Source organism: Streptomyces sp. DSM 40750 (genome assembly GCF_024612035.1).
GTDB lineage: Bacteria > Actinomycetota > Actinomycetes > Streptomycetales > Streptomycetaceae > Streptomyces.
Map to the genome: position 1 here is coordinate 11,298,833 of NZ_CP102513.1, position 25,205 is coordinate 11,324,037.

15 protein-coding genes and 2 pseudogenes are annotated in these 25,205 nt (G+C 69.8%); 9 read left to right on the plus strand and 8 right to left on the minus strand.

The features are described 5' to 3' along the window. Positions 1-270: 270 nt before the first annotated feature. The gene (locus JIX55_RS49600) at positions 271-1,251 is read right to left on the minus strand and encodes an alcohol dehydrogenase catalytic domain-containing protein (protein ID WP_257561323.1); all 981 of its coding nucleotides are present in this window, start codon (positions 1,249-1,251) and stop codon (positions 271-273) included. A gap of 227 nt (positions 1,252-1,478) precedes the next feature. Between JIX55_RS49600 and JIX55_RS49605 the strand changes: the two are divergent. From JIX55_RS49605 to JIX55_RS49615, 3 genes and pseudogenes are all read left to right on the plus strand, one after another. Further along, positions 1,479-1,649, plus strand: a pseudogene (locus tag JIX55_RS49605) (transposase); the annotation flags it as partial. Between the two features lie 157 nt (positions 1,650-1,806). Continuing rightward, complete coding sequence (locus JIX55_RS49610; protein ID WP_257569159.1) at positions 1,807-2,172, plus strand: hypothetical protein; 366 nt, start codon at positions 1,807-1,809, stop codon at positions 2,170-2,172. A gap of 1,067 nt (positions 2,173-3,239) precedes the next feature. Next, positions 3,240-4,349 (plus strand): hypothetical protein, encoded by a 1,110-nt coding sequence (locus JIX55_RS49615; protein WP_257569721.1) that lies wholly within the window; start codon positions 3,240-3,242, stop codon positions 4,347-4,349. A 12-nt stretch (positions 4,350-4,361) separates the two neighbouring features. Here the strand turns inward: JIX55_RS49615 and JIX55_RS49620 are convergent, their stop codons facing one another. After that, positions 4,362-4,814: a hypothetical protein gene (locus JIX55_RS49620; protein ID WP_257561321.1), complete on the minus strand. Its 453-nt coding sequence runs from the start codon at positions 4,812-4,814 to the stop codon at positions 4,362-4,364. A 1,355-nt stretch (positions 4,815-6,169) separates the two neighbouring features. Then, complete coding sequence (locus JIX55_RS49625) at positions 6,170-6,775, minus strand: dihydrofolate reductase family protein (protein WP_257561320.1); 606 nt, start codon at positions 6,773-6,775, stop codon at positions 6,170-6,172. A 687-nt stretch (positions 6,776-7,462) separates the two neighbouring features. Between JIX55_RS49625 and JIX55_RS49630 the strand changes: the two genes are divergently transcribed. The 3 genes from JIX55_RS49630 to JIX55_RS49640 all read left to right on the plus strand — a co-directional run bounded on the left by JIX55_RS49630 (position 7,463) and on the right by JIX55_RS49640 (position 13,671). Further along, on the plus strand, positions 7,463-8,968 hold the full coding sequence (locus JIX55_RS49630; protein WP_257561319.1) for an ISL3 family transposase: 1,506 nt from the start codon (positions 7,463-7,465) through the stop codon (positions 8,966-8,968). Positions 8,969-9,145: 177 nt separating this feature from the next. Continuing rightward, a complete protein-coding gene (locus tag JIX55_RS49635) occupies positions 9,146-9,526 on the plus strand; it encodes a CU044_2847 family protein (protein WP_257561318.1) in 381 nt (126 codons plus the stop codon). Continuing rightward, complete coding sequence (locus JIX55_RS49640; protein WP_257561317.1) at positions 9,523-13,671, plus strand: nSTAND1 domain-containing NTPase; 4,149 nt, start codon at positions 9,523-9,525, stop codon at positions 13,669-13,671. The genes JIX55_RS49635 and JIX55_RS49640 overlap by 4 nt, the downstream gene beginning before the upstream one ends. Positions 13,672-13,708: 37 nt before the next feature. On the opposite strand, the pseudogene JIX55_RS49645 reads toward JIX55_RS49640, so the two are convergent. The 4 genes and pseudogenes from JIX55_RS49645 to JIX55_RS49660 form a co-directional block, all read right to left on the minus strand. Further along, positions 13,709-15,324, minus strand: a pseudogene (locus JIX55_RS49645) (oleate hydratase). Positions 15,325-15,523: 199 nt separating this feature from the next. Next, entirely contained in the window at positions 15,524-15,946 is a 423-nt protein-coding gene (locus JIX55_RS49650; protein WP_257561316.1) for a hypothetical protein, read from the minus strand. Between the two features lie 43 nt (positions 15,947-15,989). Then, the gene (locus JIX55_RS49655) at positions 15,990-17,204 is read right to left on the minus strand and encodes a globin domain-containing protein (RefSeq protein WP_257561315.1); all 1,215 of its coding nucleotides are present in this window, start codon (positions 17,202-17,204) and stop codon (positions 15,990-15,992) included. A gap of 311 nt (positions 17,205-17,515) precedes the next feature. Further along, on the minus strand, positions 17,516-19,228 hold the full coding sequence (locus tag JIX55_RS49660; protein ID WP_257561314.1) for a SulP family inorganic anion transporter: 1,713 nt from the start codon (positions 19,226-19,228) through the stop codon (positions 17,516-17,518). 264 nt (positions 19,229-19,492) lie between these two features. Between JIX55_RS49660 and JIX55_RS49665 the strand changes: the two genes are divergently transcribed. Together JIX55_RS49665 and JIX55_RS49670 are read left to right on the plus strand one after the other, a co-directional pair. Further along, positions 19,493-20,464, plus strand: a complete 972-nt coding sequence (locus JIX55_RS49665; protein ID WP_257561313.1) for a universal stress protein — start codon at positions 19,493-19,495, stop codon at positions 20,462-20,464. A 25-nt stretch (positions 20,465-20,489) separates the two neighbouring features. After that, positions 20,490-21,395, plus strand: coding sequence for a universal stress protein (locus tag JIX55_RS49670; protein ID WP_257561312.1), 906 nt, complete (start codon positions 20,490-20,492; stop codon positions 21,393-21,395). Positions 21,396-21,403: 8 nt separating this feature from the next. Here the strand turns inward: JIX55_RS49670 and ppk2 are convergent, their stop codons facing one another. Beyond that, positions 21,404-22,207, minus strand: a complete 804-nt coding sequence (gene ppk2 / locus JIX55_RS49675) for a polyphosphate kinase 2 (protein WP_257561311.1) — start codon at positions 22,205-22,207, stop codon at positions 21,404-21,406. A gap of 267 nt (positions 22,208-22,474) precedes the next feature. Here ppk2 and JIX55_RS49680 point away from each other — a divergent pair, with 267 nt between their 5' ends. Continuing rightward, entirely contained in the window at positions 22,475-25,204 is a 2,730-nt protein-coding gene (locus tag JIX55_RS49680) for a bifunctional acetate--CoA ligase family protein/GNAT family N-acetyltransferase (protein ID WP_257561310.1), read from the plus strand. The last annotated feature ends 1 nt before the right edge of the window (position 25,205 follow it).

Below are 25,205 nucleotides of genomic sequence, written 5' to 3' on the forward strand. Positions count from 1 at the left end.
CGCCGATGGCGAGGCCCGGGACATGGTCCCCTTTCTCGCTGGTTGACGATCTCGGTGGTTGCCGGCTGGGTCTCAGCGATGGCCTCCATGGTGACGTCGACCGTGCCGTCGTACTTCTTGAAGGCATCGGCCCCCGAGTCGATTTCGCCGAGGATGATGATGCCGGGGGCGGGGGGCCTCTGCCGGTTTCTCTTACGGATGCTGTGACCGGCCGTTGTCGGCCGTCGCGCATCAGGCGTGGTTGGTTGTCCTTTCTCAGCTGCCCAGGTCTCAGTCGTCCAGGACGACGACGTGCTTGCCCGGCGTGGTGCCGGACTCGACGTCGGCCTGGGCGTCACGGACCTGTTCCAGGCCGTGGTGGACCTTCGCGACCGGGACTTTGAGGAGCCCTGCGGCGATGGCCTGGAGCTGGTGGGCGAAGACGTGGGCCGGGAGGTCGGCGGCCTGACCGCCGTAGGACGTCAGCCGCACCCCGTTGGGGATCATGAACGGGGTGAAATCGGGGATCGTCCACTGGCCCGACAGGGCTCCGGTGAAGCAGACCGTGCCGTGCCGGCGGACGGTGCGGAGGGTGTCGGCGAGGACCGAGCAGCCCACCAGCTCCAGTACGGCGTCGACGCCGTCCGGCATCAGCTCGCTCACCTGGTCGGCGATCGTGCTGTTGTCGACGAGGGCATGGTCGGCGCCCGCGGCCCGCAGTTCCCCGGCCCTCTCCGGGCTGCGGATGGTGGACAGCACGGTGGCTCCGAGGTCCTTCGCGATCGTGGCCGCGCTCAGCCCGACCGTGGAGGTGCCGCCGCGGATCAGCAGCGTCTGCCCTGCCTTGAGGTCCAGGCCGGTGGTCAGCGATCCGTAGGCGGTCTGGAACATCTCCGGCAGCGCGCCGACGACCTCCCACGGCAGGCCGGTCTCGAACGGGATGACCTGCCCGGCGGGGACGGTCACGTACTGGGCGTACGCGCCGTCGTACGAGCGGCCCATGCCGCCCATCATCGTGGCCACCTGCTGTCCCGGCCTCAGCTCGCTGTTCTCGTCGGCCTCATCGACCACGCCGACGCCCTCGATGCCGGGGATCCGCGGGTAGGTGACCTCCGCGTCCGACTCGCCCTTGCGGGTGGTGACCTCGGACTCGTTGACGCCGAACGCCTTCACCCTGATCCGCACCCAGCCGGGCTTGCGTACGGGCACCGGCACATCCTTGATCTCCAGTGCGTCGAGGCCGCCGGGCCGGGTGACGACGACGGCCCGCATCGTCGCCGGCCGCTGTCGGTTGGCTCATGTCGAGTTCCTCACTCTGTTCGCCCCCTGGTGCGCTGTTCCGTACCTCCCGATGACTCAGGGGCGGGCGATGTTCTCGAACAGGTCGAGGACCGCCTGGTAGCGGGCCAACGCGGCTGCACGATCGTGTGATCACCTCGCGCACGCGTACGGCAACGCGGTCGGCCACCGGGACCGGGAACGCCGGTATCCCTCCGACAATGTCGGACGCGGAATGGGCGGCCGTCCGGCCTCTGCTGCCGGTGCCGACCTGGCTTTGGGGGAGGGGCGGATCGCCCGAGGGACACTGTCACCGGCAGCTGCTGGACGTGATCCGTCACCTGGTCACGGGCGGGATCTCGTGGCGGGCGATGCCCGCGGACTTTCCCGGCTGGGGTCGGGTCCGCGCCTTCTTCCGCCGCTGGCGCGAGCGCGGGCTGATCACAGACTTCCACGACCGGCTGCGCGGGAAGTCCGTGAACGGGAGGGCCGCGAGGCAGGGCCCACGGCGGGAGCATCGACGCGCAGTCGGTGCGGGCCGCCGCGACGGTGTCGGCAGCCTCACGCGGTTACGACGGCGGCAAGAAGGTGCCGGGCCGCAAACGGCACATCGTGACCGACACCCTCTTGCGTCAGTGGCCGCATCATCGATGTCACCGTCGGCCTCGCGGCGTCGTCGGCCGTGTTGTCAGTGGCCTGCGGCATGATGCGGGGCACGTGACGGCCTGCCCGACAGGGGCTTTGAGGCCGTCCTCGACGAGGGGAGTGCTGTGCGTAGGCCGGTCGCAGGCGAGGTGCGTGTTCACGATCGTCAGATCTACGTCGAGAGCGATCCGGACAGCGCCAGACCTGACCTCGCCAAGGCGCTCGCGTACCAGATCGGGGGGTTGTGCGGGGCTGCGGTCCCAGGTGTGATCGTCCTGTCCACCGGGCTGTACGCGGGCGACGTCGGCTTTGTCGTGGAAGTCCACGACGCAGCCCCTGTGCTGGACCCGGTCTGGGATGACGTGATGGAGGTGTCCTTCCGCCCCGAGTCGGAACGCACAAGTTTGGTGCAGGGGGACGGCGAGGCCGCGTGGGACCTGGGTCTGGCCCGAACCGACTACCGGGTCCGGTACTGCGCCCGGGGGATGGACGAGGGACGGGAACTCTCCACCAGAGTGGCTGGGGAGTCCCGGGCGGACAGCTACCTCCTGCAGTTCTGGCCTGCCCCACCCCGCCCGGACGAGGTGATCCGCCACACCTCGCGGATGGCCGGGGACCTGCACTGGAACGTGCGCCAGACGGCGCGTACGCCCGAGCAGCTCGCCGAGGCCGAACGCCTGACTCGCCAGGTGTTCCAACGGGCGGCCGAGGAGCGGGCCGAACAAGCCGCCGAGGGGCGCCGCCTGCACCACGAGGAGTGGGAGTGGGGCGGGCGGCTGCCGAGCGAGAGGCTGCGCGGTGCCCGCGAGAGCAACGTCCTCGGTCTGCTCCGCTTCGACAGCGACCTGGTGCACGCCCTCGATGTCGTGGGTCCCGAGGTCCAGCGCGCAGTGGCATTGCTGGCCGCGCGGCGGGCCTGCGAGGCTGCGGGCCTGACCGATGTGCCGTGGGTCGCCCAGGCGCTCTCGGAGTCGGCAGAGGGACGCCCTCTGCCGCCGCCGTTCGACGACCCGGCCCGGATGTGGGAGGCCCTGCGCTCCGACCCTCGTGTACCGGACAGGACGGTGCTCGAAGCGATACCTCCGGAGCGGCCGCCGTACGTCCCGCCGCCGTTCGCGGACACAGGGCGCAAGGTCGTCGTGGTGCCCCTTGCCGTTACGCCGCGCACCCCGGGACGGATCTCACAGCCGCACTTCGCTCTTCCCGCCGTGCTCGCCGCCGCCAAGCCCGCCCCGCTCGTAGCAGCACTGGACGCGGTGTGGCATGCGCTGAACACGTACGGCGAGCACTACCCCGAGCTGCTGGACGAGATCCGGTCGGTGTGCGCCGAGCGGGCAATGAGCATTGCCGCCGCACTCCGTATCCGTACCACTCCGCCGCGGCTGGTCGACGTCACCGCGGTCGCCCCGCAACTGGCCCCGCTGGCACGCACGGCGACCCGGCTGCATCCCCGCCCCGGGTCGCCCACGCCGTACGACAGCTCCGTCGGCGGGCCGCTGCTGTGGCCCGCCGACGAGCCATGGCCGCACTGCGAGGGACCGCACGAGTGGGACGGGTGGAACGAGATCCTCTCGCCCGAGGACGTGCGGCAGCGGCGACGCATCCGGGCAGCGGTGGCGAACCGGCCGGGCGGCGATCCCCCGGGGACCCGGTACACGCCCGAGGAGCTGGCGATCGAGGAGCGGATCAAGGCTGGCCGCCCGTGGCCCGAGGGCCCGATCGCCATGCTGCCCGTGGCCCAGTTGTACGTACGCGACGTCCCCTTGCTGCGCCCGCCCAAGCAGGCCGAGGCAGATCTGCTCCAAGTGCTGTGGTGCCCCTTCGACCACCCCGCGCAGCCCGAGACCGCGCTGTTCTGGCGGTCCGCCGCCACAGTCACCGACATCCTCGACACACCCCCCGAGCCGCCCGCGATCCAGTTCCCCGGCTACCTGCCGGAGCCGTGCCTGCTCGCGCCGGAGCAGATCACCGAATACCCCAACATCATGGAACTGGGCAAGGAGCTCCAGCGGCAGCTGGAGGACTGGCGCAGGTGGCAGACGGCCGGCGCCGCTCTGGACAGCTTTGACAACACGCCGTACCCGCTGGACAGCTCTGACACGCCCTACTCGAAGGATTTCTACAACGAGCTCTACACGGGCAGGATGTCCGTCGCTCCCGGCTGGAAGGTCGGTGGATGGACCCGTTGGGGCCTCACCGATCCCCTACCCCGGCTCTGCCCCTCATGCGGCACCGAGATGGATCCGCTGCTGACCATCGCCTCGGGCGAATGGAACTCCAACTATCCCGACTGGATTCCCGACGAGGACCGAGCCCGCTCTCTGTCATCCACCACCCATCCCGAACCGCACAACCCGACCATGCTCGACCTCGCCCGAGGCTACGATCTGCAGCTGCACGTCTGCCCGGTATCCCCGGACCATCCGCACATCGAGCTGATCCAGTGAGCCGTTCCCCAGTCAGCGGCTGCGTCGCCGTCTGCCGGACTTCGGCGGCGGCCGCCAGCTCCAGTTCCAGCAGGTGATGCTCCGGCGTCGGCGATCTCCAGCCGACCCGCCAGGTAATCCGTGACCTCCACCGGTACCTCGCACGGGTCCAGTAGGAACCGCGCGAGGTGAATGCCCGTCAGTCGCCAGCACCGTCACCGGCAGTCCTTCGCGCCAAGGCGGCACGATCGAGCCCGGCACCGGCGCGGGCACGGTTTCTGCCTCCGCCTCGGTCACGGCGGTGGTATCGGCAGCCGAGGCCGCCAGGGCCTCGACCAGCTCCTCCCGCGCGATCACCCGCCGGTCCAGCTCGATCTCCGCGGCCTCCAACACCCCGGCCAGCCGCGCGACTTCCTCCCGCAGCCCTTCCACCCGCACCCGGGCCGCTGTCTCCCGCTCCTCCAGCATTCCCAACACCGACGCCATCGCGCACCCCTCGATCAAGGAGCCGAAACAAGACGCCGCATGCCTCCCTCATCCCGAGCTAGACCATGTCTGACCAGCGGAAAACAAGCGATCAGGTTCGGTTCAGATACGGCTTCTACGGCATGCAGTGCGCCGGAAGCTGCGGTCGGCCGCAGGGCTCCAACCCAACACCGGGGTGGAGCCCCTGCGCGTTGGAAGGGGAATCCGCTGCGGGCGAGTTCGGGAGGGGGATCGTGGCCGGTGGGTCGCCCTCGATACCGTCGGTCTGGACCCTTGCGGCCTGGTTGAGGCCGAGTTGAGGCCGCAAGGACAGGAACAGACTGACAAAGGCTGAGGAGCACCGACACCGTCCACCCCATCTGAGCTGCTAAAACGTCAAGGATGAGCGTTGATCGACAAGGGTCGCCAAGATCCTCAAAGGACTCATAATCCGTCGCCGTGGGTTCGAGTCTTACCCGCTCCACCAGAGCAGGCCTGTGACCTGCGAAAACGTTCATTTTTGGCTGGCGGAGCGTCAACTTTGCCTGAAAACGGACTGAATCCGCTGCTCGCGAGTTTGGAGCCGGTTAGGCCTGCGTCAGCTGGTGGGCGCCTGACCTGCACGAATGCGCCAGGCTTGGGGCTGGGGAGACTTGTTCTGCTGGGCCGTGCTGCGGTGGTGGCACGGACTGAGGCCATCGTGAGGCCGGTGGTAATGGGGACAGGGCTGTCGACGGGTCTGCGCTCCGGCCGGTGCAGGTGGGTCGACGCGTTCGATGTGGCGGTCGTCTGGGTTCGCGGCACGCGAGATGTGCGTCGAGGTGGGGTCAGGAACTTCGACCAGGAGGAAACGACCCCGGGCTGTCACTCGATCCTCTTGTAGGGGTGCCGCGTGGTTCTTGCGGTGAGGACGTCGGGGCAGTCGAAGACGGGTCTCGTCCAGCTGCTCGGATTACGGGCCGCCGGTACCTGGGTGTGTCTCCGCTCGTGCGGAGAGCGCATCCCGCGCGTCCTGGACACCCCGCACTGAGTCCGGTTCACCTCCGCTCGCGCGGAGGTGAACCGGCAATCACCCTGGCCGGTGTGGCGCGCATGGTCTGCTCTGCGTGTGAGCGGAGGTGAACCGTACGGCGGCAACTATGTCGCGGGGTGGAAGGAGTGTTCACGTCGAGAGCGTCGTCCCGCCGGTAGCAGCGAAGGCGGTCACGTCGCCGACCTGTCCGGTGATGAGGATCTCTGAAATCGGCCAGGGACGCTCTTCCCTCCACTTCGTTGCGTCTTGAAGCGTGTGGCGAATAAGAGCGCGTGTGAGGGCCCAGCGACCGAAGCCGCCGGCGCCGGCCTGGCGGCCGTCCAGGCCGGCGGACGGGGCGACGTCACGCAGGGACGCCGAGCGGCGGGTGCTCGAGCACGCGGGGCTTGTACTCGACCAGCTGGATGCGGCCGTCGAAGGTGCGGTGCTCGATCATCTCGAGGGCAACGTCCGGATAGCCGTCGTAGATGCGTTCTTCGCCTGTGGCCCCGGTGATCACCGGGAACATCACGACCCGGAAGCGGTCGACGAGTCCGGCTCGTAGCAGGGACCGGCACAGGCTGAGGCTGCCGATCGTGCTGAGGAGCCCCGAGCCACTCGACTTCATGGCGCGGACCGCCTCGACGGCGTCGTCGCGGACGAGCGTGGAGTTGGCCCACGTCAGTGGCTCCTCGAGTGAGGAGGAGAAGACCACCTTGGACGCTTGCGTGAGCTCGTCGACGGACGCCTCTTCTTCGGGCCTGAACTCGTCTTGGCCATTCGGGACCTCGCCTGCGGCGAAGCCCGACATCAGGCGGTAGGTGTTCGCTCCCATCAGGTAGGTGGCCTCGGGCTGCTCGCCGAGCCATGCGAGGTACTCCGGGCCCTCGATGCCCCAGAACCCGGGCCATCCCTCTCCCGATGCGTGGCCGTCGAGGGAGGTGATGAAGTCGACGAGAAGCTCCGACATGGCGGTGTCCTTTCCTAGGGTGTCACGAGCTTGGACCGGCCGGGAGCCACAAACTCATCGGCCGCGCTGCGGAGTAACGAGATAACGAGAAAACCCATGACGCTGCAGCCGATCAGGCCGGGGGAGCGGCACTGCTTCGGAGGGCCCGAGGCCTACATGATCGCGTTATGCACGCAGTCGGGTAATGATCTCCACGCGATTGGGAACGGCGGTTTGAGTTCTGTCAAAGCCCCAGCTCGGCCCCACCCGCGAACGGCCCACCCCGCTCTACTGGGTGATCGGTGAGGCCTCGCTGCCCGACGTCGACAGCGTGTGCTTCATCCACTCACCTGCGATGGCGGCGGAGCACTTCCGTGAGTACGGCCCCGCTCCGAGGTCACCGCGTCCGGCTTGCTGGAGTTCCGCGAACAGCTCGGCCGCCGGATCGCGAACCAGACCTAATCATCGGCCGAGGACAAACGGGCCCCTGCCCCAGGAGGTCATTCCACAGCTGGGGAATCGCGAGCAGGTGTGGGCACACCCCCGAGCAGGGGGCGGCCAATTTCAAGGTTCAGGCAAGATTTTCGTGGAGCGTGACGGAGCGTCAGCTACCTGGCATCGTCACCTAAGTGTGACGAGCTTCTGGATATAGCGTTCCCGCACCTGAAGACGGTGCTGGTGGAGCGGGTGTTTGTCGAGGGTGGCACGGTGCATGTCACCGCGCGTACTCGGGACGACTTCGTGGTGGACTGCCCCGGCTGCGGCTCGGCCGCGCATCGTGTCCACAGCCGTTACCAGCGGCACCTCGCCGATACCGCCGTCGCCGGGCGGCCCGTCGTCATTGACCTGTCGGTCCGCCGCCTCGTCTGCGATCAGCCGGCTTGCCTGCGCCGTACCTTCGTTGAGCAGGTCGAGGGCCTGACCGTGCGCTACGGCCGGAGAACCCCGCCACTGCACCGCCTGCTGGTGGCGATCGCGTTGGCCCTGGCCGGGCGGGCCGGAGCCCGGATGGCGGCGGTGCTTGCGGTGGCAGTCAGCCGGGTGACGCTGCTCAGCATGCTGATGGCTCTGCCCGACCCGCCCGCGACCAACGCAGCGTCCAGTCCGCTGGTGCTGGGGGTGGACGACTTCGCCTTCCGCAAGGGCCGGACCTACGGCACCGTCCTGGTCGACGTCGACTCCTCGGCGGTGATCGATCTGCTTCCCGACCGTTCGTCCGACACTCTCGTTGCGTGGCTGACCGCGCACCCCGGCGCCGAGGTCATCTGCCGTGATCGCGACAGCAGCTACAGCCTCGCTGCGACCACGGCCTGCCCAGATGCGGTGCAAGTTGCTGATCGATGGCATTTACTTCAGGGCTTGTCCCGGGCGGTCGAGCAGGTCTGTCACCAGCACCGCGGCTGCCTGAAGAAGCACGCAGAGCGGGGCCAGGGCCGCCCCGTTCAGCTGCCTGTGCTCGATGCCCTGCCTCCGACGTTGATCGTCCAGCGTGTCCTGAACCGGCACGTGGAGATCAACCGCATGGTCAATATCGGCTACCCGGTCAGCGAGATCGCCCGCCGCCTGGGCCTGGACCGCAAGACCGTGCGCCACTACCGTGACATCGACCTCGACACCCTGCTCGCCTCCGCCCGCGACCGCCGCAGCGTCCCCCTCGACCGCTTCAAGCCCTTCCTGCAGGCCGAGTTCGCTGCCGGCCGCACGAGCGGCAAGGAGTTATTCCAACGCCTGCGCGAGCAGGGCTACCGGGGCGGCTACTCCACCCTCACCCGATACCTCCGCACCGTGCGGGCCGGCACCGCACCCCCAGCCCCCGCCGAGATACCAAGCCCGCGGCGGATCACCGGCTGGATCATGCAGGCCCGCGAGAACCTGTCACCACGCAGCACCGCAGGGCTGGACGAGGTACGGCTTGCCTGCCCGGACATCACCGCAGCCTGCGACTTCGCCCGCGCGTTCACCGACCTGCTCCGACATCGCCGAGGCGCCCAACTGGAGGACTGGATACGCCAGGCCGAACGAACGGCACCGCCGCCCATCAAGGGCTTCGCGGGGTTCCTGCGCCAGGACCTCGACGCCGTACTGGCCGGACTGACCCTGCATTACAGCTCTGGCATCGTCGAGGGGCACGTCAACAGACTCAAAACGCTGAAGCGGCAGATGTACAACCGCGCCGGACTCCCGCTGCTGCGCAAGCGGGTCCTTCTCGCCTGATCGCGATGACGCTCCGTCACGCTCCACGAAAATCTTGCCTGAACCAATTTCAAAGAGCGCCATCACCGACGGTGCGGGCCGCAAGGTTACGGGTTTACCGACACTCGTCTCTCGCGCGGACGGCCCACTCCGTGTGGCGGCACGTGCCGGGGCCAAGGACGCTGGCGGAGTCCCTGGGTGAGCGAATGCGAGAAACGAGGAGGCGTTTTGGCACCCCTTACTCGGATTCCGCTGAACGGTGGAGGCAGCATCCTGGTCGAGCAGACGGCCACGTCGGACGGGCCGGTGAAGGCCGGCCGTTTTGCCGTCCACGAGATACCAGTGACTCTGCAGGGGGCGCTGGAGCCGGTCACGGAGGCGGCGCGGGTCGCGCTCGATCAGCTCCGCAAGGCTCGCCCGGACGAGGTCACAATCGAGTTCGGGGTCGATCTCGCGTTCGAAGCCGGAGCCGTGATCACCAAGACCCAGGCCGGTTGCCACCTGAAGGTGACGGTGTCGTGGAAGAACGACGGCTCCGTCCATCCGCACGCTGGCGAGAGCGCGGGCTGGTCCCGGTGACCAGCGCGGACAAGGAGCCGGGCAGCGGCGTCGCATCGGATCTGCTCGCCGCAGTGGCCCAGGTCCTCGGACCGGACGGGGCGGTGGCCGGGGTGGGATTCCTGGTGGCCGAGGGTGTTGTGGTCACCTGCGCGCACGTCGTCGCAGCGGCCGGGGGCGGACCCGGAGAGGACGTGCTGCTCTCCTTCCCCCATGTGGCGAACTCGGACCGGGTGGAGGGGTGTGTCCCGGGCGAGCTGTGGCGTGCCGCCGAGGGCGAGGATGTGGCGTTCATCCGGCTGAGCAACACGCCGACAGGGCTGCGGCCGCTGCCGTTGGGCTCCGCGGCGGGCTGCCGGGGCCACCAGGTGCGTTCGTTCGGATTCCCGGCCCAGGCTCCGCCTGAAGGGCACTTCGGCTTTGGGGTGGCCGGAGATCTGCTGCCGGGCTCGGACGGTAGGGGTGCGCATCTGCAGCTGACCGCCGCCAACGACCTCACCACCGGCTTCAGCGGCGGGCCGGTCCTGGACGAGGTGACCGGCCTGGTCATCGGCATGCTCACCGAGATCGCGGCGCCCGACGCGTACGAACGGGGTCAGGGCATCGCGTATGTCACTCCGGCACAGGTCTTGCGGAAAGTCCTGCCGGAACTGGCCGATCGGGCGCTGTGTCCCTACCGGGGGCTGGAGTCGTTCACCGAAGAACAGGCCCGGTGGTTCCAAGGCCGACAGGACGCGGTACGACAGGTCGTGTCGAACCTGGCCCGCCAGCGGCGGCTCGCGCTGCTGCTCGGGCCCTCCGGGTCGGGCAAGTCGTCTCTGATCCGGGCCGGTGTGCTGCGTGCGCTGGCCGCGGGGAAGCTGCCGGGCAGTGACCGATGGTTGCCGGTGCTCGCCCGGCCGAGGCAGGACTTGTTGGCGGAGATCGAGCGCGCGGGGCTGCCCGGGGCCATCACCGAGGGGATTGCCGCTGCGGTCACGCGCCGGCTTGCGGCCGAACCCACCTATCAGCGCATCGTGCTGGTCATCGACCAGTTCGAAGAATTCTTCACTCAAACCGCTCATGGCCGCCAGCGGAACCGTACGGCCGTCGCCGACCAGATCGCCGAAGCGGTCGACGCGCCCGCCGAACTCAGCGTGATCCTGGTCATGCGCGACGACTTCTATCCCCAACTGGCTGCCCTGGCACCGAGGTTGCTGGAAGAGGCGATGCCCGGGGTCCTCAACGTACCCGGCACGCTGACCCGGCAGGACTTGCACGACATCATCGTCCTGCCCGCACATGACGTGGGACTCCATTTCCAACCGGGACTGCCGGAGCAGATTATTACTGATGTCCTGGCCACCACTCCTGAGGCAGCGACAGCCGGGGAGGCACCCGTGACCGTGCTGCCCCTGCTGGAGCTGATGCTCAGCCAGCTGTGGCTGCGCCGTCAGGACGGATACCTCACCCACGAGGCCTACCGTCGCATCGGAGCGGTCAGCGGAAGCCTGACCACCTGGTGCGACAGCGCCCTCAACGAGCTGTCCCCCGGTCAACGGCCCATCGCGCGGCGCATCCTGACCTCGCTGGTGCACCCCGCCGACCCTGCCCGCCACATACCGGCCGTCCGCGCGCAGGTCCCCCTCAACGAACTGCGAGACCTGGCAGCGGGCCCGGACGACGCGCCCGACGGTGACATCGACACCGTCATGGCCGCTCTCACACACCATCGCATCATCACCACCCAGACGCTGCGAGACCCACAGCGCCCAGACGCCCCTCCCGGCGATCCGGTGGCCGAACTGATCCACGACGCGCTCATCCGTGACTGGGGCGCACTGCGCGAGTGGATCAACCAGGATCACCGTTTCCAGGAATGGCTCAACCGCACCCGCGAACAGCAGGACCGCTGGGCGGCGACAACCGACCCTGGAGACCTCCTCGGGGGAACAGCACTCGCGGAAGGCCTCGAGTGGTCACAGCGACGTCGACTGCCAGGCAACATCACAGCCTTCCTCACCGCCAGCAAGCGCCGCCAACAGGCCGCCATCCGACGTAGCAGGCGCCTCAACACGGTCCTTGCCGGCCTGCTCGTACTCGCACTCCTTGCCGCAGGGGGCGCTCTCTGGCAATGGCGCACGGCAAACGCCCAACGGCAAGCAGCGCAGTCCCGTCAGCTCGCCACCCAATCCGACACGCTCTTCCGCACAAACCCTGAACTCGCCTCGCTGCTGGCCGTCCAGGCCTACCGCACCAGCCACACCCCTGAGTCCGTTGAAAGCCTCCGGACCGCAGCGGCTCTCCCCCTGCATCGACGTCTGACCGGGCACACAGACGAGGTGAATTTGGTGGCCTTCAGCCCCGACGGCCGTACCCTCGCCACCGCCAGCAACGACACGACCATACGGCTGTGGGACACCGCCACGGGCAAGACCCGCACCACCCTGACCGGCCACACCGACAAGGTGTGGTCGGTGGCCTTCAGCCCCGACGGCCGAACTCTCGCCACCGCCAGCAACGACACGACCATACGGCTGTGGGACACCGCCACCGGTAAAACCCGCACCACCCTGACCGGCCACACCGACGAGGCGTATGCGGTTGCCTTCAGCCCCGACGGCCGAACTCTCGCCACCGGCGGTTTCGACGCGACCATACGGCTGTGGGACGTCGCCACGGGCAAGACCCGCACCACCCTGAGCGGCCACACCAGCGAGGTGATTTCGATTGCCTTCAGCCCCGACGGCCGAACTCTCGCGACCGGCGGTTACGAGACGACCATACGGCTGTGGGACGTCGCCACCGGCAAGACCCGCACCACCCTGACCGAGCACACCGGCGACGTGTATTCGGTGGTGTTCAGTCCCGACGGCCGCACCCTCGCCACCTCCAGCAACGACGCGACCATACGGCTGTGGGACGTCACCACCGCAAAAACCCGCACCACCCTGACCGGGCACGATGGCTGGGCGAATTCGGTGGCGTTCAGTCCCGACGGCCGCACCCTCGCCACAGCCAGTGCCGACGCGACCATACGGCTGTGGGACGTCGCCACCGGCAAGACCCGCACCACCCTGACCGGGCACACCAGTGAAGTGTATTCGGTGGCCTTCAGCCCGGACGGCCGCACCCTCGCCACCGGCGGTGTCGACGACACCGCCCGACTGTGGGACGTCACCACCAGTGCGACCCACACGTCCCTATCCGGGCACACCCACCAGGTGAGTTCCGTGGCCTTCAGCCCGGACGGCCGCACCCTCGCCACCGCCAGTGCCGACGACACCGTACGGCTGTGGGACGTCGACACGGGTGAGACCCGCACCATCCTGAGAGGGCACACCGGCGACATGAATTCCGTGGTGTTCAGTCCCGACGGCCGCACCCTCGCTACCGCCAGCAACGACGCGACCGTACGGCTGTGGAACGTCGCCACCGGCAAGACCCGCACCATCCTGAGAGGGCACACCGGCGAGGTGTTCTCGGTGGCCTTCAGCCCGGACGGCCGAACTCTCGCCACCTCCAGCAACGACGCGACCATACGGCTGTGGAACGCGGCCACCGGCAAGACCCGCACCAGCTTGGCCGACCACAGCGGCACGGTGACGTCGGTGGCGTTCAGTCCCGACGGCCGTACCCTCGCCACCGCCAGTATCGACGACACCGTACGGCTGTGGGATGTGACCACCGGTAAGAGCCGTACCACCCTGAGAGGGCACAACGGCTGGGTGACGTCGGTGGCCTTCAGCCCTGACGGCCGCACTCTCGCCACCTCCAGCCACGACGCGACCGTCCGCCTGTGGAACGCCGCCACCGGCAAGATCCGAACCATCCTGACCGGGCACGCTGGCGAGGTGTTTTCGGTGGCGTTCAGTCCCGACGGCCGTACCCTCGCCACCGCCAGCAACGCCCCGACCGTACGGCTGTGGGACGTAGCCGCCGGCAGGGCCGTCGCCACCCTGTCCGGTCACAACGACACGGTGGCGTCGGTGGCCTTCAGCCCTAAAGGCCACACCCTCGCCACCGGAAGTGTCGACCACACCGCGCGGCTGTGGGATGCGAGCCTCCCCCAACCCTCCGAAGCGATCAAGAAAATCTGCCGCTCGGTCAACCGCGACCTCACCCCACAGGAACGGACGGCGTACCTGCCGGATCAGTCAGGGGGCCCGGTCTGTCCAACAAGATGAACCAGTTCGACCCCCACGGCAGCCACGCTCCTCCCGGCTAACCGCGATGCATGGTCTCCAGAGCGGCGACCAGGACGTGGGGATCGTGGTGGCCCTTGTAGACCGCGGGCGGCTGCTTGCCGAGCTTTTGAGGAGCTGGGCCACCGCGGTCCAGGCGGTGCGGACCGAGTACTCGACGGTGAAGACGACGTCGTCGGGCACCTCGGCGAACTGACCGATAAAGGCGAGATTGAGCGATCCCTTGGGTACGACGTGTGGCCTGTCGTCGCGGCGGCGGGCCAGGAACTGGCTGGTGACGTACGGCATGAGGCAGGGCACGACGGTAGAGGTCTCCAGGACACGGGCTGCCGTCGGCTCGTCGAAGGGCAGGTGGTGCAGGACCTCTTCGAGGATCTCCCGGCCGGAGCACATCGTCATCGGCTTGGGCGTGTGGTTGCCGGGGCGGCCGGGATGCAGGCCGTAGCCCCACCAGACCGAGACGCCCTCGGGCTGGTCGCGGTAGACGGGCTGGCGGTTGGCGACGATGGTGAGCAGCCAGTTGGAGTGGGTGAACGTCATCAGCCCGCCCCGGCCGGTCTCCCTGCCGCTGAACTCTGCCAGGGCCTCGAGGAAGACCGGGTCCTTGGTGGTGACGGTGAACGACTCCCAGCGGGACTCCTTGACGTGCTTGTCGAAGGCGTCCGGGTTGCCGAAGTCGTCGCGTCCCCGTGCCAGCCGGTGCCAGAGCAGCCACGCGTCCGAGCGATGGGGAGCCGGTGGCGGTGCGGCGGTGTGCGAGCCGAGGCTGGAGGAGTCGGTCATGGAGCCGTTGGTGACCAGGACCAGGTCTTCAGGGCCTACCTCGATCTGCTCGTCACGGCCGCTACGGGACAGGTAGATGCGCTCAACCCTCGTACTCCTGCGGCCCGGTGCGAGTGCGAGGTCGGTGACGTGGCAGCCGGTGTGGATGGTGACGCCCCGTTCGTGGAGCCAGGCGGTCAGGGGGCGCACGATGGAGTCGTGTTGGTTGTAGCGGGTGCGGTAGGTGTCCGACATGGAGGCGAATTCGGGGAAGAGGTGGATGAAGCGCCTGAGGTATCGGCGGAACTCGATGGCGCTGTGCCAGGGCTGGAAGGCGAACGTGGTGCACCACAGGAACCAGAAGTTCGTGGTGAAGAAGTGCTCGCCGAAGCAGTCGGTGATCCGCTTGGCGTCCAGGTGTCCCTCGGGGGCAGCCAGGCAACGGACCAAGTCCAGCCGGTCGCGTTCGGAGAATCCCATCGACCGGGTGTCGACGATCTTCCCGTCGCCGTCGCCGTCGCCGTCGCCGTCGCCGTCGCCGTCGCCGTCGCCGTCGACGAGACGTGCGATGTCGTCCCAGGAGAAGTCCTCGTGTCCGGCCAGGATCTCCTGTGTCACCGACACCGACGGGTCGTCGAGGGTGGGAATGCCGGACAGCAGGTCGTACGTGCAGCGGTACTCGGACTCGAACATCCGCCCGCCGCGCATGGTGTAGCCGGCGTTGGCCGTGCCGAACGCGTCGAGGCTGCCGCCGATGTTCCGCTGCTCCTCGAAGAGGTGGATGTCCGCTCCGTCGAATCCGCCGTCGCGGATCAGGAACGTGGCCGCGGCGAGCGCCGCGATGCCGCTGCCCACCAGATACGCCTTCGCCATCACACAACTCCTCGTTGTCGCCCGTCGATCGGGAACGGCACAACACCAGCGTTTCCTGCGCCTGCGAGCGCTGTCAGTGGGCCGTTGGTCACCCGTCTGGTCCGAACGGCCCGGGATGTGGGCTCCCATGCACAGGCGCGAAGAAGCACGGATGCCCGGTCGGTGGACCGACACCGACCGGGCTGTACTCGCCGCGGGCTCACGCCGGGCAAGAGTCCGCCGCGCTGCCGCTGTCTTCAGTAGCGCGTGGCTCAGCCGCCGCGCCGCGCCACGGCGGTGCCGGTGCGTGGTGGCCGTGGTGCCCGGCGTGGACCGCCTTGTCGGTCTGGCGGCGCAGCCGGTCCTGGAGCTGGTCGACGACCTCTCGGCCGGTGGCCTCTTCGGCGAGCACGACCACTTCGCGCCGTCCGACGTGCAGGGCGGCCGTCGCAGACCAGGGACGATCTGCGTGGTGGGCGGCTGCTCTCGTGATCCGCACCTCACCGGTGACGGGAGGCAGTCCCGGCCGGTCCACGACGGCGTCGATCTTCGTGCGGGCGTAGGCCAGGGTGTCCTCGTCCACCTCTCCGTCCGAGCGCAGCAGCACGACGGGGGTGGTGGCCTGGGTGTCCTTGCCGGTCATATCGGTTCCTCTCCAGGAAGTGCGGTGGGATGTCCGACGTCGTTCAGGCCGCCGGGCCGGGCAGCCACAGGTCGGGGCCGAAGACCTCGTAGCGGATGCGCTGTGCCGGAACCCCGGCGCGCAGCAGCTGTCCGCGGACGTCGCGCATGAACGGGAGCGGGCCGCACAGGAATACTGTGGCGCCGTTGGGCAGTTCGATGCCGTCGAGGTTCATCAGGCCCTCGCGGGCGTCGGGTTCCTCCGGGCCAGGGCGCTCGTACCAGAAGACCGCGCGGGCGCCCGGCAGTTGCTCGACCAGTTCGCCCGTCTCGGTGCGCAGGGCGTGGTCGGTGGGGGAGCGGTCGGCGTGCAGGACCAGCACCGGGCGGGTCGAACCGAGGGCCGTGAGGTGGGCCAGGATGCTGGTCATGGGGGTGCCGCCGATGCCTGCGGAGACCAGGACGACCGGAGTCACGGCGTCGGCCGGGTCGTCGAGGAAGACGTCGCCGAAGGGAGCGGAGAGCGTCAGTTCGTCGCCCTCGTGGACCTGGTCGTGCAGCAGGCCGGAGACCTCGCCGTCCGGCGCGTCGGCCGTGCCGGCGACCCGTTTGACGGTGATGCGCCGCAGCTCCCCGCCCGGGTCTGAGGACAGGCTGTACTGCCGCAGTTGGCGGATCCCGTCGGCCATCAGGACCCGCACGCTCACGTACTGGCCTGCCCGCGCCCGCGGCGCCGGTTCGCCGTCGGCGGGACGGAGGACGAAGGACACCACGTCCGGTGTCTCGGTGCGGCGCTCGACGACCGTCCACTGCCGACAGACCTGGCCGGGCTGGACGCCCGCGTCCTGGTACAGGCGGGCCTCACGGCCGATCAGGGCGCCGGCCATCAGCCAGTAGACCTCGTCCCAGGCGGCCGCGACCTCCGGGGTGACCGCGTCGCCGAGGACCTCCGCTATCGCGCCGAACAGGTACTTGTGCACGATTGTGTACTGGTCGTCGGTGACGCCGACCGCGGCGTGTTTGTGCGCGATGCGGTCCAGCAGGGTGTCCGGGCGGGTGTCCGGGGCGTCGAGGAGCGTGGTCGCGAATCCGGCGATCGAGCCGGCCAGTGCGCGGCGCTGGGCTCCGCTGGCCTGGTTGCCGCGGTTGAACATCCCGTCGAGTAGTTCCGGCCGGTCGCGGAACATCGCGCCGTAGAAGCGGGTGGTGATCTCGTCGAGCGCTCCGGCCACGGCGGGCAGGGTGGCACGGACGACGGCGGCGGATTCTGCGGACAGCATGAAGCCTCCCGGGCAAGGGATGAAGGTGGGAAGGACAGCCGCATCGCGTCGGGCGGCATCTTCTGTGTAGCAGGCACCTGGCTGCGTTTCGGCGCTGTTTCACGGCCCTGGGCGAAGAGGGGCCGAACGGCCCCGTTGATTCAGGAACATCGGCCCCACAAGCCGTCCCGCCGCAGGGCCGCACGGCACCGGGTCGACCTCCCGTCGGCCCTGTCCGCTACAAGCGTCCTGGGCGAGCGCCGACAGCGGCGACATCGTCAGGCACTCTGCAAGCCAAGCGTCGCGCTGTGGAGGACGGATCCCTGGGCGGCTTACTGATCGCGATACCACTCCCTGTATGCGGTCACGGCTGTCGGCAGGGTGGGGAAGATCCGCTCGCTGCCGACGGTGTCCGCCAGGCCGTACGCTGTCAGGTCGTCCAGCAGGTCCTGCTTGACCCGGGCAAGGGCGAAGACGATGCCGCGGTGGGCGAGCTCGCGGCGGAGTTCGTCGACCGCGTCCAGGGCGGTGATGTCGACCTCCACATTGGCCTCGGTGTTGAGGATGAACCAGCGGACCGGTTCGGTCTGTTCGTCGAGTGCGGCCAGGGCCCGGTGGCGGAAGTCCTCCGCGTTGGCGAAGAAGAGCGGGGAGTCGTAGCGGTAGACGAGTAGGCCGGGGATGGTGCGGGCCTCGGGGTAGTCGTCGATGTCGTGCATGCCGGCCACGCCGGGCACCAGGCCCTCGATGGCGTCGTGCGGGCGGGCCACCCGAGTGAGCAGTTCGGCCACGGACAGACCGACGGCTACCAGCACGCCGTACAAGATGTCGAGGGCGAGCACCCCGGCCAGGCAGCCGAGCGCCAGTAGCAGTTCTCGGCGGCGGAAGGACGCCAGCCGTCGGAAGCCCGCCAGGTCGATCATGCGGACGGCAGCGTAAACGACGAGCGCGCCGAGGACCGCCGTGGGCGTGCGGGTCAGCAGAGGGCTCAGGAAGAGCAGGACCGACAGGACGGCCGCGCCGGCCACCAGTGAGTACGCCTGACTGCGCCCGCCGGCTGAGGAGGCCAGCGCGGTTCGGCTGGCGCTGCTGCTGACCGGGAAGCCGTGCAGCGTGCCCGCGCCGAGGTTGGCGGCGCCCAGCGCGAGGAACTCCTGGTTGGGGTCGAGCCCGGAGCCCTCGTCGTCGCGCTTGGTGAAGGCCCGTGCGGTGAGGATGAAGTCGGTGTAGCCGACCAGAAGGACGCCCAAGGCGGGGAGCACCAGGTGCGGCAGTTCGGCCATGTCCGGCAGAGCCACGGTGGGCAGGCCCGAGGGGACCTCACCGATCACTTTGATGCCGTATTGGTCGTCGAGGTCGAAGAAGGACACGGCGGCTGTGCCGAGCACCACGGCGAGCAGGGGACCGGGGACGGTGCGGAAGAAGTGGGCCACCGTGAAGAGGAGCCCGAGCGCCGCGACGGCGAACAACACCGTGGCCAGGTGGAGCCGCGACAAGTGCCCTGCGAAGGACCACAGTTGGGAGAAGAAGGCCGAGCCTGTCGTCCGGACACCGGTCAGTTTGGGAAGCTGGTCCACGATCATGATCAGTGCCACGCCCGCCAGATACCCGATCAGCACCGGCCGGGACAGCAGGTCAGCGATGAAGCCGAGCCGAGCCGCCCATGCCAGTACGCACAACAAGCCGACCGTGATCGCGAGGGTGGCTGCCAGGGTTGCGTATCGGGCCGGATCTCCGGCGGCGAGGGGCCCGACCACCGTCGCCGTCATCAGCGCGGTCGTCGACTCCGGGCCGACCGAGAGCAGGCGGGAGGAGCCCAGCAGGGCGTACAGGGCGAGCGCCGGCAGGATCGCCCACAGCCCTGCGACCGGCGGCAGGCCGGCCACCCCCGCGTACGCCATCACCTGGGGCACGAGATACGCAGCCACTGTCACTCCGGCCAGGACGTCGCCCCGCAGCCACGAGCGCCGATAGCCGAACAGCGCACCGAGCCCGGGCACCAGGCGGCGCCACCTTGGAGTACGGCCGACCGAGCTCTGGGACATGATCCTCCTTGAGCCGAAGGACCTCATGATCCTCCGGGACCCTGGTCGGCCGCGAGATGCCGAACGGCCCGCGGGTGCCGCTGCTCCCAGGTTTCTCGGACGCGGTTCGGCTCCGAGCGCACGACTCTCGCGCGGGCACTGCGATGGCGCGGACACCTCGGCCGCTGGGGCCCATCGGCCCCAGACCGGGGACCTGCGGGCTCTGCACCGCGTCTCTCCTCGTCGCCACCCTGGAGTCAGAACCCCGACCAGGAGGTGGACAACATGTCCCGCAACGTCACCGTGGGCCTCGACGGCTCGCCCGAGAGCCGCGCCGCTGCCGAGTGGGCGGCGCGCGAGGCGAAGCGGCGCGGCCTGCCGCTGCGGCTGGTGCACGTCTGGGAGCCCGTCCCGGAGCCCATGGCGCAGGCCCCGCTCCTGGGCGCCGAGACGCAGCAGCACTGGAGCGAGCGAAGCGAGATGGGGGCACCCCCGGCCGAAGTCCCCCAGCCTTCGGCCGGGGGTGCCCTCAGGGGGAGGATTCCGCGCGAGACGGCCGAGGGACTCCGCCTGCGCCATCCCGGCGTGCGCGTGGACATGGAGCAGATTCTCGGCCAGCCCGCCGAGGCGCTGACGGAGGCGGCGAAGGACGCCGAGCTGCTGGTCCTCGGCTCCCGGGGGATGAGCGGCATCGGAGGATTCCTCGTCGGCTCCGTGGGCCAGGCCGTCGTGGCGCACGCCGAGCAGCCGGTGGTCCTCGTGCGGGCGGCGGAGCAGTCCGCGGACGGCCATGCGATGGATCCGTCCGCAATCCCGTCTGCTGGGGCCCTGTCCGGCCCCGTCGTCCTCGGACTCGACACCGACAGCCCTGACGACACGCTGCTCACCTTCGCCTTCGAGGCGGCCGCCCGCCGTGTCACACCCCTGCGGGTCGTCCACGCCTGGAATCTGCCGCCCTACTTCGCCTACGGCCTGCCCGCCGACCCCGAGCTCAACGCCGTGCTGGGCAAGCAGGACGCTGCCACGCTGGCCGAGGTGCTGCACCGCTGGAAGGAGAAGTACCCGGCCGTCAAGGTCATCGACGAGTCCCGTTCCGGCAGTGCCGCCGTCCAGCTGGTCGACGCCTCCCGGGAGGCGTCCTTGGTCGTCGTGGGCCGGCGGATCCGCCGTAGCCCGCTCGGCGCCCACATCGGCCCTGTCACGCACGCGGTACTGCACCATGCCACCGCCCCCGTCGCCGTCGTCGCGCACGACTGAACGCACCTCTGAAGGAGTGGAGATCATGAACGCAGCGGTGGACCGAGCCCTCGGCGGGCCCTTGGTCGTGGGCGTGGACGGTTCCGAGCCGAGCTTGCGGGCCGTCGACTGGGCGGCCGACGAGGCGGTGCTGCGCGGGGTGCCGTTGCGGGTGGTGTACGCCCGCCTGTGGGAGCGGTACGAGGGTGCCGCGCTCGCCCGGGACCTCGGCAAGCCGACCGCGCTGCCGTTGGCCCAGGACGTCGCCGGCGCCGCTGCTCAGCGGGCACGTGCCCGGCACCCCGACCTGAAGGTGACCGCCGACGTGGTGTTCGAGGAGCCGGAGTACGCCCTGGTGCGCGAGGGACGGAACGCCTCCGCGCTGGTCGTGGGCACCCGCGGCCGCAGCGGCATCGCCGAGCTGCTGCTCGGCTCCGTCAGCCTGGCCGTCGCCGCGCACGCCGACTGCCCGGTGATCGTGCTGCGCGGCAGCCACGACAACCAGGCGACGCCCCCGGTACGCGGCCGCGTCGTCGTGGGCGTCGGCGAGGACGTGAAGGAGTCGGCGGCCGTCAGATTTGCCGTCGAGGAGGCACGGCGACGCGGGGTGCCCTTGGAGGCCGTGCGGGCCTGGCGGTGCCCCGCGCACGAGACCACCGACCACCCACTCATGGCGGGCGAACCCGCCCGCCTGCACGAGGAGCGGGCGGGCGAGGAACTGGAAGCGGCGTTGCAGGACGTCCCGGCGGACATCGATGTGCGCCGACGCACCGTCGAGGGCCATGCCCGCCGAGTGCTCTTGGACGCCTCGCACGAGGCCGACCTGCTGGTCGTCGGCGCCCGGCGCAGGGAGGGGCGCTTCGGGCTCCAGCTCGGCCGGGTCGCCCACGTGGCACTGCACCACTCCGCCTGCCCGGTCGCCGTCGTACCGCACCGGGTGCACGACGCCTGACCGGTGCCTCAGACGCTCGCCGCGTGATCGGGGACGTAGGTCTGCAGAGCGCGTGGCGGGCGCTGGTAGCCGGTCGACGGCGGCCGCTCCGGCAGCTCCAGCACCGGCGGCGGCACCTCGTGGTACGGCACGGAGCCGAGCAGGTGGGTGATCATGTTCAGCCGGGCCCGGCGCTTGTCGTCGCTCTCCACGACGAACCACGGAGCCTCCGAGATGTCCGTGTGCACCAGCATCTCGTCCTTGGCCCGGGAGTACGCCTCCCAGCGGGTGATCGATTCCAGGTCCATCGGCGAGAGCTTCCAGCGCCGCGTCGGATCCTCCAGCCGGCGCCGGAACCGCTCCTGCTGCTCGGCGTCGCTCACCGAGAACCAGTACTTGCGCAGCAGGATCCCGTCCTCCACCAGCATCCGCTCGAAGATCGGGCACTGCCGCAGGAAGAGCTGGTACTCCTCCTTGGTACAGAAGCCCATCACATGCTCGACACCGGCCCGGTTGTACCAGCTGCGGTCGAACAGCACGATCTCCCCGGCGGCCGGCAGATGCTCCACGTAGCGCTGGAAGTACCACTGGGTGCGCTCGCGCTCGGTCGGCTTGGGCAGCGCCGCGATCCGCGCGACGCGCGGGTTGAGGTGCTCGGCGACCCGCTTGATCGTGCCGCCCTTGCCCGCCGCGTCCCGCCCTTCGAAGGCCACCACCAGCCGGGCGCCCTCCGCCCGCACCCACTCCTGCAGTTTCACCAGCTCCGTCTGCAGGCGCAGCAGTTCTCGTTCGTATGCCGCGCGCGGCACCTTCGCCGTCTTCTTGCCGGCCATGCCGCCTCCATCGCCCGATGGATCACGTCGATGACTTCAACGTAATCACTGGTGCCCCGGTCGAAGACCGGGACAGCACCGTACTGACCGGCCTGGCAGCGGCGCACCCTGAACGTGCACTGTCAGGCATGCCTCCCGCGTCCGGGCCGGGGACGACCGGCGAAATCTTGGGCCTATCGGCCCTCGCATCGCCCCCGGACAGCCCATGGGACCACCCCCCGATCCGCCGGATGCTCGAAATGACACAAGGCTTGGAGGAGTCCCGCGATGACGCACGACGTGACCGACCGACCCCCCGTCCACGCCCTGCTCGCTGACGGCACCACTGTGTGCATCCGTCCCGTGAGGCCGAGCGACCACGACCGGTTGGAGGGGCTGTACGAGGAGATGTCCCCGGAGAACCTGCGCCTGAGGTTCTTCGCCGCGAGCCACCGGTCCGCCCGTCTGGCCGCCGACCGGGCCTGTGCTCCGCCCCGCACCGGCTACCGGGCGCTGCTGGCCGAGACGCAGGGCCGGGTGATCGGCCTCGCCGAGTACGACACCGGGGACGAGAAGGACGCGGCCGACGTGTCCATCGCCGTCGCCGACGGGCTACACCACCGAGGCGTCGGAACCCTGCTCGTCGAGCACCTCGTCTCGGCCGCCCGCGCGGAGGGCATCACGACCTTCACGGCCGACGCGCTGAGTGAGAACCACGAGGTGTTGAAGCTCTTCGCCGACCTCGGTCTACGCACGGACCGCCGCTTCGAGGGCCCGGAGGTGCGCTGCACCATCGTCCTCGACCAGAGCGACACCTACCTCACCGCGGTCGAGGAACGCGGCCGGGCCGCCGACGTCGCCAGCCTGAAGCCGCTGCTGCGGCCCAAGGCGGTCGCCGTTGTCGGAGCCGGGCGCAAGCCGGGTTCGGTGGGCCGGGCGATCCTGCACCAGCTGCACTCGGGCGGCTACACCGGGCGCCTGTTCGCGGTGAACCCCGCCGCGCACTCGATTCTCGGCGTGCCGTCCTACTCGTCGGTCAGCGCCCTGCCCAAGACACCTGACCTCGCGGTGCTCGCCGTACCTGCCGCCGCGATCCCGGAGACAGCCGAGGAGTGCGGCAAGGCGGGCGTACGGGCCCTCCTCGTCGTCACCTCAGGCATCCACGCCGACCAGGCCCAAGCCCTGCTGGCGGCCTGCCGTTCGTACGGCATGCGCCTCGTCGGCCCCAACTGCCTCGGCATCTCCAACACCGACCCGGAGCTGAGCCTGGACGCCACGTTCGCTGCCGGACATCCGCGCCCCGGCACCGCGGGCGTCGCTGTGCAGTCCGGCGGCGTCGGCATCGCCCTGCTCGACGGGCTGTCCCGGCTCGGTATCGGCGTCTCTTCCTTCGCCTCCCTCGGCGACAAGTACGACGTCAGCGGCAACGACATGCTCCAGTGGTGGGAGAGCGACGGCCGCACCGGCCTCGCCCTGCTGCACCTGGAGTCGTTCGGCAGCCCGCGGGCGTTCTCCCGCACCGCCCGGCGCTTGACCCGCCGTATGCCCGTACTGACCGTCGACGCCGGCCGCACCGACGCGGGTCGGCGCGCTGCCGCTTCGCACACCGCGGCCGCCGCCACGCGCACGATGACCCGTGGCGCGCTGTTCACCCAGGCCGGCATCACCGCCACCCGGTCGATCGGCGAACTCCTTGAGACAGCCGCGCTGTTGCACTCGCAGCCGCTGCCCGCGGGCAGCCGGGTGGCGATCGTCACCAACGCGGGCGGGGCCGGTGTCCTCGCGGCCGACGCCTGCGCCGAAGCCGGGCTGTCGCTCCCGGCGCCCACCGCGGAACTGATCGACGACCTGCTCGCCGTGCTGCCGGACGGGGCTGCCGTGGGCAACCCGGTCGACGCCACCGCCGCCGTCACGGAGGAACAGCTCACGGACTGCGTGGACCGGATCATGCGGTACGGCGGCGTCGACGCCGTCCTCGTGGCCCTGGTCCCCACGGCGGTCGCCGCGGCGACCGGCGATGACCTCGTCCGGGCCCTCACCCTCCCCCACTCTCGGCTTCGCTCGAGCGGGGGGACCTCCATCCCCGGCCGGAGGGCGAAGCCGATCGTCGTGGTACGGCTCGAACAGGGCCTGCCCGTAGAGCTGTTGCCCGCTACGGAGGACGGCACGATCCCGTCGTTCGCCGAACCCCAGGCGGCGGCACGGGGGTTGGCGCACGCCGCCCACCGCGCGGCCTGGCTCGCCAGGCCCGCCGGGACCGTCCCCGAGCTCGACGGCGTCGAGACGGAACGAGCCCGCACCGTCATCGGGACCTACCTCGCCGCACACCCCGACGGAGGCTGGCTGGACCCGCGCACCTGCGCCGACCTGCTGGCCTGCTACGGCATCCCGCAGATCCCCTGGGCCTGGGCCGAGACGGAGGACGACGCCGTCCTGGCCGCCGACCGGCTGCGCGGCGCCGACGGCCGGGTGGTCATGAAGGCCCACTGGCCCGGGCTGGTGCACAAGAGCCAGCAGCACGCTGTCCACCTCGACCTGCGCGGCGATTCCGAAATTCGGGCCGCCTTCCGCGACCTGGAGACCCGCTTCGCCGGACTGATGACCGGTGTCGTACTGCAGCCGCTCGCCGTCCGCGGTACCGAGCTGTTCGCGGGCGTCGTCCAGGACGAGGTCTTCGGCCCGCTCGTCCTGTTCGGGCTCGGCGGTACGGCCACAGAGGTCCTGGCCGACCACGCCGCCCGGCTCGCCCCGCTCACCGACCACGACGTGCACGACCTCATCACATCCCCGCGCTGCGCCCCGCTCCTGTTCGGCGCGCACGGCAACGGACCCGTCGACCTCGAGGAGCTGGAGCAGCTGCTGCTGCGGCTGTCCCGCATGGCGGCGGACCTGCCGCAGCTCGCCGAGACCGACTTCAACCCGGTCCTCGCGACACCGGGCGGCGTCACCGTGCTGGACGCACGGATCCGCCTGGCGCCGTGCAGGCCCCAGGACCCCTATCTGCGCCGGCTCCGCTGAG